9 protein-coding genes are annotated in these 13680 nt (G+C 64.4%); 8 read left to right on the top strand and 1 reads right to left on the bottom strand.

The genetic code is table 11. The features are described 5' to 3' along the window. Positions 1 to 115: 115 nt before the first annotated feature. The 3 genes from AQ611_RS09945 to AQ611_RS09935 are packed head-to-tail and all read left to right on the top strand — an operon-like array spanning position 116 to position 4480. Entirely contained in the window at positions 116 to 1675 is a 1560-nt protein-coding gene (locus AQ611_RS09945) for a long-chain-fatty-acid--CoA ligase (protein WP_069234395.1), read from the top strand. Between the two features lie 10 nt (positions 1676 to 1685). Then, a complete protein-coding gene (locus AQ611_RS09940; RefSeq protein WP_374755086.1) occupies positions 1686 to 2828 on the top strand; it encodes an acyl-CoA dehydrogenase family protein in 1143 nt (380 codons plus the stop codon). Between the two features lie 35 nt (positions 2829 to 2863). Beyond that, positions 2864 to 4480 (top strand): GMC family oxidoreductase, encoded by a 1617-nt coding sequence (locus tag AQ611_RS09935; RefSeq protein WP_069234394.1) that lies wholly within the window; start codon positions 2864 to 2866, stop codon positions 4478 to 4480. A 122-nt stretch (positions 4481 to 4602) separates the two neighbouring features. Here AQ611_RS09935 and AQ611_RS09930 read toward each other — a convergent pair whose 3' ends face one another. Then, entirely contained in the window at positions 4603 to 7194 is a 2592-nt protein-coding gene (locus AQ611_RS09930; protein WP_231935797.1) for a winged helix-turn-helix domain-containing protein, read from the bottom strand. Between the two features lie 303 nt (positions 7195 to 7497). Between AQ611_RS09930 and AQ611_RS09925 the strand changes: the two genes are divergently transcribed. From AQ611_RS09925 to AQ611_RS09905, 5 genes are all read left to right on the top strand, one after another. Then, entirely contained in the window at positions 7498 to 8703 is a 1206-nt protein-coding gene (locus AQ611_RS09925; protein WP_069235232.1) for an acetyl-CoA C-acetyltransferase, read from the top strand. A 7-nt stretch (positions 8704 to 8710) separates the two neighbouring features. Beyond that, positions 8711 to 9619 (top strand): enoyl-CoA hydratase-related protein, encoded by a 909-nt coding sequence (locus tag AQ611_RS09920; RefSeq protein WP_069234392.1) that lies wholly within the window; start codon positions 8711 to 8713, stop codon positions 9617 to 9619. Further along, positions 9616 to 10587: an NAD(P)H-dependent flavin oxidoreductase gene (locus AQ611_RS09915; protein ID WP_069234391.1), complete on the top strand. Its 972-nt coding sequence runs from the start codon at positions 9616 to 9618 to the stop codon at positions 10585 to 10587. Before AQ611_RS09920 ends, AQ611_RS09915 begins: the two co-directional genes overlap by 4 nt. Before the next feature lie 93 nt (positions 10588 to 10680). Further along, complete coding sequence (gene fadB, locus AQ611_RS09910) at positions 10681 to 12828, top strand: fatty acid oxidation complex subunit alpha FadB (RefSeq protein WP_069234390.1); 2148 nt, start codon at positions 10681 to 10683, stop codon at positions 12826 to 12828. 37 nt (positions 12829 to 12865) lie between these two features. Continuing rightward, positions 12866 to 13648, top strand: coding sequence for an SDR family NAD(P)-dependent oxidoreductase (locus tag AQ611_RS09905; protein ID WP_069235231.1), 783 nt, complete (start codon positions 12866 to 12868; stop codon positions 13646 to 13648). Positions 13649 to 13680: the final 32 nt, after the last annotated feature.

Genomic DNA, 13680 nt, shown 5'->3' with positions numbered 1-13680 from the left:
CGGCGTACCGATGGGGCGGTGTCCGGATCGCGCATGGAGGATGGAGGGGAGCCGCTTCGCGGGCGCGAGCAACCGAGTAAAGAAAAAGGGTAGGCAAGACTAGGAGGCAACAAAGATGTATCTCACCCAATCCCTGCACAAGGCGCTGCGAGAGTGCCCGGAGGCGGCCGCCGTGGTTTGCGGCGCGCAGCGCGTCACCTTTCGCCAGTTCACCGAACGTGCGACGCGGCTGGCCGCGGCATTGCGCAATCTCGGCATGCGGCCGGGTGACCGAGTGGGCATGTTGAGCCTTAACTCGGCCCGCTACGTCGAGTACTTGTATGGAGTGTGGTGGGGTGGCGGTGCCGTCAATCCGGTCAACATTCGATGGAGCGCCAAGGAGGTGGCTTACTCGCTGGACGACTGCGATACGCGAATCCTACTGGTCGACAAGTTCTTCTCGGCCCAGGCCGGTGCGTTGCGCGAGCTATCCCAATCGCTACGGACGCTGGTGTACTGCGGCGACGACGAGGTACCCGACGGCATGGTCGGTTACGAACAGATCGTGGCCGAGTCCGAACCCATGGACGACGCATCGCACGGTGGCGATGAGCTCGCGGCGGTGATGTACACCGGCGGCACCACCGGTATGCCCAAGGGCGTGATGCTCTCGCACGCCAACCTCTACATCAATGCGCTGAGTGCAGTGGCGGCGGTGCCGCGGCCAAGCGGCAAAAAGGTGGGGTTGGTGGTCGCGCCGTTCTTCCATGTCGCCGGCTGCGGGCTTTCGCTGCAGATGATGCAGCGCTTGATGACGCAGGTGGTGATACCGATGTTCGACGAGCCGACCATCCTGCAGTCTATCCAGGACGAGCGTGTCACCGAGACCTTCATGGTGCCGACGATGATCAAGCGACTCATCGAGCATGCGCGCTTTGCGGAGTTCGATTTGAGTAGCCTGCAAATGATGCTCTACGGCGCAGCGCCCATCGACGCCGCACTGCTGGCGCAGGCCATGAAGGCACTGCCCCGGGCCGAGTTCTGCCAGGCTTATGGCATGACGGAATTGGCCCCGACCATTTCGGTGCTGCTGCCCGCCGACCACCTGCCTGGTCCTGACCAGGCCAGGCGCCTGCGTTCTGCCGGCCGGCCAGTGCCGATCGCTGAGGTGCGTATCGTGGATACGGAAGGCCGCGTGCTGCCGCCCGGTGAGGTGGGCGAGATCAGCGCACGCGGGCCGATGGTGATGCAAGGTTACTGGAACAAGCCCGAGGAGACCGCGCTCGCGCTGAGGGACGGCTGGATGCATACCGGGGACGGCGGCTACATGGACGCCGAAGGGTATCTCTATGTGGTCGACCGCCTGAAGGACATGATTGTCACCGGCGGTGAGAACGTCTATTCGGCCGAGGTCGAGAATGCAATCGCACAACTGCCGCAGGTTTCGATGTGTGCCGTGATCGGCGTGCCCGACGATCAATGGGGCGAGCGCGTGCATGCGGTGATCGTGCTGCGTCCGGACGCCGAGCTCGACGAACATAGCGTGATCACGCATTGTCGCGGTCTCATTGCCAGCTACAAATGCCCGCGCAGTATCGAGTTCCGCAGCGAGCTGCCGTTGTCGCCGGCCGGCAAGCTGCAGAAGTTCATCCTGCGCGAGTCGTTCTGGGCCGGTCGCGCGAGGCGCATCAACTGAGGACATAACCGTGGATTTCCGTCGTTTGTGGGCCGATGAAGACATCGACCTTTACCGTGATTCGGTCGCTCGATTCATCGAAACCGAGATGATCCCTGCCGACGAGGCTGCGCGTCGCCACGGCAATGTCGGGCACGCGCTGTGGCGCAAGGCTGGCGAGCTGGGTTTTCTGTGCGCTGACATTCCCGAGGAGTGGGGCGGTGCCGGTGGCGATTTCCGTCATGAGGCAGTGTTCTGCGAGGAGATGGCGCGCCGCGGTCTCACGGGCATGGGGAGCTCGGTGCATAGCATCGTTGCGCACTACCTGCTCAACCACGGTACTGACGAACAAAAGCGCCGCCTGCTGCCGCGCATGGCCAGCGGCGAGCTGGTCGGCGCCATCGCGATGACCGAGCCCGGCGCTGGCTCCGACCTGCAAGCTGTGCGCACTCGCGCTGAGAGATGCGGCGACGTCTATGTCATCAACGGCTCCAAGACCTTCATTACTAACGGGTTGCTTGCCGGCGTGGTGCTGGTGGTGGCCAAAACCGATCCGGCTCAGGCCGCGCGCGGCACCTCGATTCTCATCGTCGAGACGCAAGACTGCGAGGGCTACCGTGTAGGCCGCGTGCTCGACAAGCTCGGGCTTAAGGCACAGGACACGTCGGAACTATTCTTCGACGATGTTCGGGTGCCTGTATCCAACCTGCTGGGCAGCCGGGAGGGTCAGGGCTTCTATCAACTCATGAGTGACCTGCCATACGAGCGGCTCACCATCGCGGTGCTTGCGCAGGCCGGTGCCGAAGGCGCTTTCGAGGCCGCGCTGCAGTACACGCGAGAGCGTAAAGCTTTCGGCAAGCCGATCGCCGAATTGCAGAACACGCGTTTCAAGCTCGCGGAGCTTGCAACCCAGCTCAAGGTCGGCCGGACCTTCGTCGATCGCTGTGTCGAACAATTGGTGGCCGGCACGCTGGATACCGCCACCGCTTCGATGGCCAAGCTGTGGGCCTCCGAGATGCAAGGCAGGGTGGTCGACGAATGCCTGCAATTGTTCGGCGGCTATGGCTATATGAACGAATACCTCATCGCCCGCATGTACGCCGACGCGCGGGTACAGCGCATCTACGGGGGCACCAGCGAGATCATGAAGGAAGTGATCTCGCGGGCGCTTTAACCGTTGTCATGCCGGTAGCGTCGAGAGGACCAGGGATGGATGGGGACGCGTTCGATTACATCGTGGTGGGCGGTGGCTCGGCTGGCTGCGTACTGGCGGGCCGCCTGAGTGAAGACGCCACCGTCAATGTGGTGCTGCTGGAGGCAGGCGGCCGCGGCGATGGCTGGATCATCAACACGCCGGCGGCGCTGGTGGCGATGTTGCCGACGCGGCTTTGCAACTACGCATTCAAGACCGTGCCGCAGCCCGGCCTGAACGGACGGCGTGGTTACCAGCCACGGGGCAAGGCGCTGGGCGGCAGTTCAGCCATCAACGGAATGATCTATACGCGTGGCCATCGCTCTGATTACGACCATTGGGCTTCACTGGGCAACCCTGGCTGGTCCTACGACGAGCTGCTGCCATATTTTCGGCGCAGCGAGCACAACGAACAGTTTGACGACGCTTTCCATGGTCAGGGTGGCCCGCTGAACGTAGCTCGGTTGCGTACCGACAACCCCTTTCCCCAGTACTTCCTCGAAGCGGCCGTGCAATGCGGCGTGCCGCTGAATGACGACTTCAACGGCGCTGAGCAGGAAGGGGTTGGCCCGTTTCAGGTGACGCAGAAGAACGGCGAGCGTTGCAGTGCCGCACGCGCGTATTTGCTACCCCATCTCGGCATCCGCGGCAACTTGCATGTGCGCAACGGCGCGCAGGTACTGCGCATCGTGTTCGAGGGTAGGCGAGCGGTGGGCGTGGAATGCCTGCAGAGCGGCCGGCGGTACACCCTGCGGGCGCGCCGCGAAGTGCTCCTCTGCGCGGGTGCCTTTCAGTCGCCGCAGTTGCTGATGTTGTCTGGCGTCGGTCCGGGCGAGCAATTGCGTGCGTGCGGTATTCCGGTGCTGCACGATCTGCCGGGTGTCGGCGAGAACCTGCAGGATCATCCGGATTTCATTTTCAGCTACCGCGCGCGGCGCCATCCCGACCTGATGAGTCTCATGCCCAGCGGCCTGCTGCGCATCGCACGCGGCGTGGCCCGTTATCGCCGCGAGCGGCGCGGCCCCATCACCAGCAACTATGCCGAGGCTGGAGGATTCCTCAAGACCAACCCCGACTTGGCGGCGCCCGATGTGCAATTGCACTTTCTCGTTAGCATCGGCGACGATCATGGCCGCAAGTTGCATGTGTCGCATGGCTACTCCTGCCATGTCTGCCTGCTGCGGCCCGCGAGCCGTGGGCGCGTGGGCTTGTATAGCGGCGATCCTTTGCAACCGCCCCGCATCGATCCCGCGTTTCTGTCGCACCCCGACGATCTGGACACATTGGTTGCCGCTTTCAAGCTGACGCGTCGGCTGATGGACGCACCGGCATTGGCGCAATGGCGCTGTAGCGATCTCTTTACCTCCGGAGTCGAGAGTGACGAGCAGATCCGCGCCGTGCTGCGCGAGCGCGTAGACTCGGTTTATCACCCGGCCGGCACCTGCCGCATGGGAAGCGACAAAGCCGCAGTGGTCGATTCGAGTTTGCGCGTATGTGGCTTGCACGGACTGCGGGTGGTCGATGCGTCGATCATGCCGACGCTGGTGGGTGGCAACACAAACGCACCCGTGATCGCTATTGCGGAGAAGGCGGTGGATCTGATCCGCGCGGCCGAGCGCGGAATCGACAGATAGGGGACACTTTTGCCGTACCATTTCCACTAGGCGGTGCAGCGTGCATTCTCCGGCGCCGAGCGTCGAGGGGAACTCTTCGGTGGCGGTGTCAAGGATCCAGCGGCCCGCCGACGTCAGCCGGATCACCGGATAATCGACAGCTTCCTCGCGATCGCCACCGCCTGCGTCCGGTTCTTCGCGCCAAGCTTCATGTTGATGTTGCGCAGATGTGTACGCACTGTACTGTCACAGACGAACAGCTTCTCGGCCAATGCGCTGTTGGAGTAGCCCTCGGCCAGCAATTGCAGCACACGGGTTTCCTTGTGTGTCAGCGGTTCGGCCAGCACGTCGGCGGGGAGGGCGGTTGCAACGGTTTCGGCTTCGAGAAGCGGCGTTGGGCCGGCGGCGGCAATCAGGCGCTGCAGGTAGTCGTCGAAGAGAGGGTCGCCGCCATGCGGCGCGCCGTCGTTGGCGCGCCGTGCATGCAGCCGGTGTAGCAGCAGACCGATGGCGTCGCCTTCGTCGAGGATGAGCCGCATGAAGCCTTCAGAGCAGGCTTGTCGCAGGACGGCGGCTATGCCCTGCAGCGCGCCGGAGAGATCGCCGCAGCGCTGCAAGGCCATTGCTTGCAGTACCCGCAGCTTGAGTGCACGGCGGCGGCATGCACCGGCCTCGGCCTCGGCCAGCTCATGGGCAATGTGCGGCAAGCACGCCTGCGCATCGCCGAAACGGATGTTCCAGCGCAGGTTGCCGATGGCTATATCGTCGGTCTCGTGCGCAGGCAGGCGCTGATGCGATACGCGCGCCCATAGTTCAGGGTCATTGGCGCGCTCCAATTCTTCACGCGCGTCCTGGGCATTGCCCTGCAGCATGAACATATGTGCGCGCTCGAGCCTAGCGCTGCACACGACGCGAGGCAAATGGCGATGGTGGCCCAGATACTCCAACTCTGTCAGCACACGCACGGCCGCGTCGATGTCGCCTCGAAAGAACGCAATGCGCGCCCGCATCGAGTGGCTGGCGATCATATGGTCGGGCAGACTGACGTCCCGCGCAAGCGGCAGGTAGATGTTGAGCCAGTGCTCGGCCTCCTCGAGCTGATTGGTTTCGTAGATGGCCGACGCATACAGCACACCGGCCCAAGCATTGCCGCTGTAATGCTGATAGCCGTTGCCGTGCGCATCGCTGAGCAGCACCATGCGCAAGCGTGCGGTAGCTTGGCGCAGCCGGCCTTCCTGCAGGTCGAGAAGACCTTCCATCGCCTCGGTGTAGGCGCGCACGAAGTCGCTGGTGCCGCGGCCGGCGCGCGCGGCGTCGAGCAGGCGGTGGGCTTCAGAGCTTTCTCCCATGACCGAGGCCACGCTGGCCATGGTGTTGATGAGAACGCTGTCGGCAAAGGGCTTGCAACTGGGCAGCCGGCGCATGCTGTCACGGCCGATTGCATAGGCATCCTCGTAGCGGTCCAACATGGCCAGCAGTAGCGGTCGCAGCGCGTTGAGGTGGGCATGCACGTCGGCGGAATCGCTGCGCCATTCCTCTGAGCGATCCAACTGTGCCATCGCCTTGCCTGCGCCTTGTGTGAAGCACGTCACCCATACGGCTATGACCTGTAGCAGCGGGTGTGCACGCAATGCAGCTTCCGGGATGGCCGCGAACCAGCGAGCCATCAAGCGCAAGCGGCCCTGCGAAAGAAAATTTTCGGCATGCTGTGCCAGCAGGTTCAACGCATGCGGGAGGTCGCCGCCGTCGATGGCGTGATCGATGGCCGGCACGGGCCGGCCGGCGGCCTCGTACCAGCCGGAGGCCAACAGGTGCAGCCGCGCGAATTCGTCCGGATGCTGCCTATGCAGTTGGGCTTGCAGGAAGTCCGCGAATAGACGGTGGTAACGCCAAGCCGGCTCCGTGTCGCCCGAGAAACTCTGTACCGGCGTGAGAAAGACATTGGCGACCTCCAACTCGCCGAGCACGCGTGCGCAGTTCGCGCTCGGATCGAGCGCTTGGCACAGCGGCGTGGTCAATTGGCGCAGGATGCTGGTGCGCAGCAAGAACTCGCGTACCTCGGCGCTTTGATGCGCGAGCACGTCTTCTGCCAGGTAGTCGGCGATGGCGCGGTGCGATCCGGAAAAGCGAGCGACGAAATCGCTGCTCTCGTCATCCGTCGCGTAACGCTCCAGCGCTATCGACGCTAGCCACAGCGCCGCGACCCAGCCTTCGGTCTTGTCATGCAACTGAGCCAACGCCCGCGGCGCCAGCGGCATGCCGCGACGGCAAAAGAACTCGGCGGTTTCTTCGACGCTGAAGCGCAAGTGTTTAGCATCCACCTCGACGAGTTGGCCGCGTGCGCGAAGCCGGCCCAGTCTCAGGTCGGGCAGCACGCGCGAACCGATCACGAGGAGTCCCAGGCGCGGCAGGTGGTCGATAATCTCGCGCACCAAGTCAAGCACGGCGGGTTCCTGGAGCAGTTCGAAGTCGTCGAGAAACAGCGCGAACGGTGCGGGGTAGTGCTCCAGCGCTTCCATCGCGTGAGCCGTCGCTGTGCCGAAATCATCGTCACCGGCGATACGCGCTACCGCCCGGCTCAGGCCAGCAAGAAAGCGCGGTGCATCGTTGTCGGCCCGGTCCAGCGTGAGCCAGGCAGTGCCGATTCCCTCTGCCTCGAAGCGTGCGCAGCTCTGCAGCATGGCCGTGGTTTTGCCAAATCCGGCGGGCGCATGCACCACCACCAGTTTGGCCATGCCTGCATGGCAAATGCGCTCGCATACCCGTGAGCGCAACATGTGGGTCGGTAAGGCGTTCGGCGGGCTGAGCTTGGCCCACAATGCCGAGCCGAGAGGGCTGGTAGTCGCTGACATCAATAGGCGCTTAGAACGGCCATCGCGAACGACAAAGTGGACATCACGCGGACGCACATCTCGATCGGCGGGCAGACAAAAACTCAATTAAATTGATTTATATCCTGCGACCAACGGTCTGTCTATCGGTGATTTCCGTCGCTTCCGACGATGTGCGCGGCGCCGCACGTTTTTATACTGCATCGCATGAACGACGTATATATCTACGATCATGTCCGCACGCCGCGAGGCAAAGGCCGGCCCGATGGGGCGCTGCACGAGGTAACGCCGGTGCGGCTGGCGGCCGGCGTGCTGGCTGGCCTGCGCGAGCGCAACGGCTTCGATGCAGACGCCATCGACGACGTTGGTTTTGGCATCGTGATGCCGGTGGGCGAACAGGGCGCGGACCTGACACGCTATGCGTTGCTCGCTGCGGGTTATGGCGACAGCGTGGCGGGCTATCAGCTCAACCGCTTCTGCACGTCGGCGCTCGATACGCTGAAATACGGTCATGCACTGATTGCGTCCGGCCAGGCCGAAGCGGTGATCGGTGGCGGCACGGAATCGATGTCACGCGTGGCGCTGGGCAGCGACGGTGGCGCGGCTTACACCGACCCCGAGATCGGGCGGCATCATCCTTACATTCCCAACGGCGTGGCGGCCGATCTGATGGCGGCGCTGGGCGGCCACACACGCGAGGCGCTTGACGCCTACGCAGCGCAGAGTCAGCGTCGCGCGGCCGTGGCGCAGGCGGAGGGCCGTTTCGCGCGCTCGTTGCGGCCAGTGCGCGACATGATCGGCGAACTGCTGCTGGAGCATGACGAGACCATCCGCCCGAACACCACAGCCGCTGACCTGGCGAAGCTTAAGCCGGCTTTCGCGGCAATCGGGGCCGAGGGCTTCGACGCGATCGTGTTGCGGCGCTATGCGCAACTTGCTGGATTCGAGCATGTGCATACCAGTGGTAATTCGAGCGGCATCGTCGACGGCGCTTGCGCCGTGCTGCTTGGCAGCCGCGCGTTCGGCGCTCGTTACGGCATCGCGCCGCGCGCCCGCATCGTTGGTAGTGCGAGCTGTGCTTCCGAGCCGCTACTGAGCTTGGGTGGTCCGATGCCGGCCACCCGGCGAATCCTGCAAACCGCCGGCATGACGGTGCGCGACATCGATCTGTTCGAGGTGAACGAAGCCTTTGCGGTAGTGCCGCTGGCCTACATGCGGCATTTCGATCTGGACCCCGAACAGGTCAATGTCAACGGCGGCGCCATCGCGCTGGGTCATCCGTTGGGCGCGACGGGCGCGATCCTGCTGGGCACCGTGCTTGACGAGCTGGAGCGCCGGAATCTGGCGACCGCGCTGGTGACACTCTGTGCGGCCGCGGGGCAGGCGACAGCCATGGTGATTGAAAGGGTGTGAGGCAGGCATGCAGGGCAACTTGAATTTCGAGACGGGCGCCGATGGCGTGGCCATGGTCGTGCTGTCCGTTGCGGGCCATGAGGCGAACTGCTTTACCGCGGGTCTCGCGGTCGATCTCGCAGCGGCGGTGGAGGAACTGGCCATGCGAGAGGACATCGTCGGCGCCGTGATTACGTCGGGTCGCAGCAATGGCTTCATGACGGGCGCACGCGTCGACGATCTGTTGGCCGGCTGCGATGCCGGCGTCACGGCCGCACAAGTGGCGGCGCTGGTCGCTCCAGTGAATGCCACCTTTCGGCGGATCGAGCGTTGCGGCAAGCCGGTGGCCGCAGCAATCAACGGTTTGGCGCTGGGCGCTGGCTTCGAGCTTTGCTTGGCATGCCACTACCGCGTACTGGCCGACGACGATCGCTGCGTGGTCGGACTGCCGGAGGTACAGGCGGGGCTGATTCCGGGAGGCGGCGGCACGCAGCGGCTGCCGCGCTACATCGGCATCGAGCGTGCGTTGCCGCTCATGCTGACAGGGCGCGCCGTGGTGCCCGGCGAGGCGCTGTCGCTGGGCCTGGTGGATGCGGTGGTGCCGCACGAGCAACTGGTGGAGGCGGCGCGCCGCTGGGTGCTCGCCCATCCCGGTGCGCGGCAGCCCTGGGACGTGAAGGGCTACCGCGTGCCCGGCGGCGCTGGCGCGTTGGCACCGCATGCGGCCGCCAGTTTCGGGATCGGCCTGGCACGCCTGCGCCGCGACACGCAGGACCTGGCGCCTGCGCCGCTGGCGCTGCTGTCGGCCGTGTACGAAGGCACGCAGTTGCCCATTGACAGTGCGTTGGCGCTCGAAGCCAAATTCTTCGGCCGCCTCGTCGCCGAATCCGCCGCGCGCGAGCCAGTGCGCGGTCGACCGCAAGGAAGCCAAGCATGAAGACCCGTGTGACCGAGCTGCTCGGTATCGAGTACCCCATCATCCAAGGCGGCATGATGTGGGTGGGCGTGGCGGAACTGGCTGCGGCCGTGTCCAATGCCGGCGGCCTGGGCATCCTGACAGCGTTGACGCAGCCCACGCCGGGCGACCTGCGCCGCGAGATCGAACGCACACGCTCGCTGACGAACAAGCCTTTCGGCGTCAATCTCACGATCCTGCCTTCGGTGAAGCCGCCCCCTTATGCGGAGTATGTGGACGCCATCATCGACGGCGGCGTCAAGATTGTCGAGACCGCAGGCAACAGCCCCAAGGAATTCATCGGCCGCTTTAAAGCGCACGGTATCCGGATCGTGCATAAATGCACCACGGTACGTCATGCTCAGTCCGCCGAGCGTAATGGTGTGGACATTGTCTCCATCGACGGGTTCGAATGCGCGGGTCATCCAGGCGAGGACGACGTCGGCGGCCTCGTGCTGATCCCGGTGGCGGCGCGTGCATTGAACATCCCTGTCGTCGCTTCAGGCGGCATCGCAGATGGCCGGGGCATGGCTGCCGCGCTGGCGCTGGGAGCCGAGGGAGTGAACATGGGAACGCGCTTCTGCGTGACGCGTGAGGCCCCCATTCACGACAGCATCAAGCAGGCGATGGTGCGCGGCAACGAGCGCGACACCAGGCTCGTCTTCCGCACGCTGAAGAACACCGCACGCGTGTTTCGCAACGCCATCGCTGACGAGGTGTGCGCGATCGAGGGTAGACCCGGCGGCTGTGAGTTCGAGGATATCCGGCCGCTGGTGCTCGGTTCGCGCGGCCGCGCCGCGCTGCAAAGCGGTGAGATCGACGGTGGCGTCATCACTGCGGGCCAATGCATCGGACTGATCGATGACGTGCCCAGTTGCGCCGAACTGCTGCAGCGCATGGTGACGGAGTGCCGCGAGCGGTTGCGCTTGATGTCGCTCATGGCTGGCTAGGTAAGGCTTTCTTATTTCGTCGCTTGCGACGATGGCCGGCCGGCGGTGGCCTTCTTAGACTGGCTAACTATGAAATCAGGCAGGGAGATCCTCTTGTTCCAGGGCGAAAGCATTCAATTGAAGGTGCTCGACGAAGGTTTCGTCGAGCTGTGCTTCGACCGCGACGGCGATGCCATCAATAAACTCGATGGCCGCACGGTCGACGAATTCCGTCAGGCCACCGAGATTTTGGCTGCGGCGCCCGGTGTGCGCGGCGTGCTGGTCACGAGCGCGAAGGATGTGTTCATTGTCGGCGCCGACATCACCGAATTCGGCGAGATGTTCAAGCAAAGCGCTCAAGACATCACTCGTGACGTGCTGGCCAAGAATCAGATCTTCGTCGCTTTCGAGGATCTGCCTTTTCCGAGCGTGGTGGCAATCAACGGCTTCGCATTGGGCGGGGGCCTGGAACTGGCACTCGCCGCTGCATACCGCGTCATGTCCACGACCGCCCAGATTGGCGTTCCCGAGGTCAGGCTCGGCTTATTCCCCGGCTTCGGCGGCACGGTGCGGCTGTCGCGCGTGGCAGGCGCGGCGACGGCGGTTGACTGGGTCGCAGGCGGCAAGCCGTCATCTGCCGCCGCAGCTCAAAAGGCGGGCGTCGTGGACGAAATCTGCGAACCCGAGGCTTTGCGCGACACCGCATTAAGGCTGCTGCGCAGCGCGGCTATTGGTGAGCGGGACTGGCGTGCGCAGCAGGAGCGCAAGCGTGGGCCGTTGCCGCAGCCTGAAGGCGAACTGCGCGCGTGGTTCGAGACGGCGCTTGCCGACGTCGCGCGCCGAAGCCCCAAACATCAGCCGGCCGCCGTGATGGCGGTGCGGATGATGAGTCGCGCGGTGTTATGTACTCGCGCCGATGCATTGAAGCTCGAGGCCGAGGCTTTTGGCGAGGTCGCCAAGACCCAGGCGGCCGGCGCGCTGGTGCAGGCCTTCCTGAGCGATCAGGCGCTAAAGAAGCTGTTCAGAAAGCATGCGAAGAGCGCCCGCCCGATAAAGCAGGCCGCTGTGCTGGGCGCTGGCATCATGGGCGGCGGCATCGCGTACACCAGCGCGTTGCGCGGCATCCCGGTGCGCCTGAGGGATATTGCCCAGACCCAGCTCGAATTGGGCATGAATGAGGCGACCAAGCAATTGGCCAAGCAGGTGAAAGCCGGCCGGCTGACGCAGCAGAGAGCTGACGCGCTGTTCGCCACCATTCACCCGCAGCTCGACGACAGCGGCTTCGAGACGGTGGATGTGGTGATCGAAGCCGTGGTGGAGAACCTGGACGTGAAGCGTCGGGTGTTGGCCACACTCGAAGGCGCGGTGCGTTGCGACACGGTAATCGCCTCCAACACCTCCAGCCTGCGCATCGACGATATTGCGCAGGCGATGGCACGACCCGAGAATTTCGTCGGCATGCATTTCTTCAACCCCGTGCCGGCGATGCCGCTGGTCGAAGTGATCAGAGGCGGCAAAACCAGCGAGGCCGCCGTGTCCACCGCTGTGGGCTATGCGCTGGCGATGGGCAAGACGCCCATCGTCGTGAGGGACTGCCCGGGTTTTCTGGTCAACCGCATCATTACGCCTTACGTCAGCGCGTTCCTGCAACTGGTGGCCGACGGCGCAGACTTTATCGAGGTCGACCGCGTGATGGAGGCTTTCGGCTGGCCGATGGGGCCGGCCTATCTGCAGGATGTGGTGGGCATGGACGTGGGTGCCCACGTCGGCGACGTGATCTGTGCCGGCTACCCGGACCGCATGCTGCCGGTGGCGCGCAATGCCGTCAAGCGGATGGTCGAGCATGGTCGCTACGGCCAGAAGACCAGCCTGGGCTTCTACCGGTATGAGCCCGACGCCGCCGGCAAGCTCAGCAAACGTGTTGCGCCCGATGCGCAAGCGCTGATTGCCGATTTGCAGCCGCCGGGCCCACGTCACGTCGCCGACGAGGAGGTGATCGAGCGCATGATGCTGCCGATGATGGTGGAGGCCGCGCACGCGCTTGAGGAGGCGGTGGTGGCCACGCCGGCCGAACTCGACATGGCGCTGATGCTGGGCATCGGCTTTCCAGCCTACCTGGGCGGCGCGCTCAAATATGCCGATTGGTTGGGCTTGGAGCGCGTGGTGTCACTGTGCGGCAAATACGCGAGCCTCGGCCCTGCCTACACGCCGACGCCGCGCATGCGCGAGATGGCCGCGCAGGGCTTGCGCTACTACGCATGACTGAATGCGGCATTTCACGACCATAAGGATGTTCGGTATGAAAATTGATTCCTCCGTCAGCGCCGTCATCACCGGCGGTGCTTCCGGCCTCGGAGCTGCCACGGCACGTCGTCTCGCGGCGCAAGGCGCGAAGGTTGCGTTGTTCGATCTCAATATCGAGCAGGGCGAAGCGCTTGCGCGCGAGCTCGGCGGCGTGTTCTGCAGGGTCGACGTGACTAGCGACACCGAGGTCGACGCCGCGTTCGCGAGGTCGCGCGCGGCGATCGGCCAGGAGCGCGTGCTGGTCAATTGTGCTGGCACCGGCAACGCCATCAAGACCGCCAGCCGCGACAAGACTAGTGGCGAGATCCGGCACTTCCCGCTGCCGGCCTTTGACAGGCTCATCCAGATCAATCTCGTCGGCACTTTCCGTTGTATTGCCAAGTCGGCGGCCGGCATGCTCGCTCTGGAACCGTTGGCCGATGGCGAGCGCGGCGTGATCGTCAACACGGCGTCGGTGGCAGCCGAGGATGGGCAGATGGGGCAGGCGGCCTACTCGGCCTCGAAGGCCGCCATCGTCGGCATGACGCTGACCATCGCCCGCGACCTGATGGGCGAAGGCGTGCGCGTCAACACCATCCTGCCGGGCATCTTCGACACGCCGCTGCTGCAAGGCGCGGCTGAGAATGTGAAGGCCGCATTGGCCGCCTCGGTGCCATTCCCGAAGCGGCTCGGCGATCCGGCCGAATACGCGGCGCTGGCCGAATTGATGATCACCAACGGCTATTTCAATGGCGAAAGCGTGCGACTCGACGGGGCCATCCGCATGGCGCCGCGATGAATGCCATATCGGATCGCCGATTTCCAGTCTTC

It is taken from the genome of Burkholderia singularis, assembly GCF_001718875.1.
Classification (GTDB): domain Bacteria; phylum Pseudomonadota; class Gammaproteobacteria; order Burkholderiales; family Burkholderiaceae; genus Burkholderia; species Burkholderia singularis.
The sequence above is the reverse complement of the archived record's forward strand: the minus strand, read 5'-3'. Positions and strand labels throughout refer to the sequence as shown.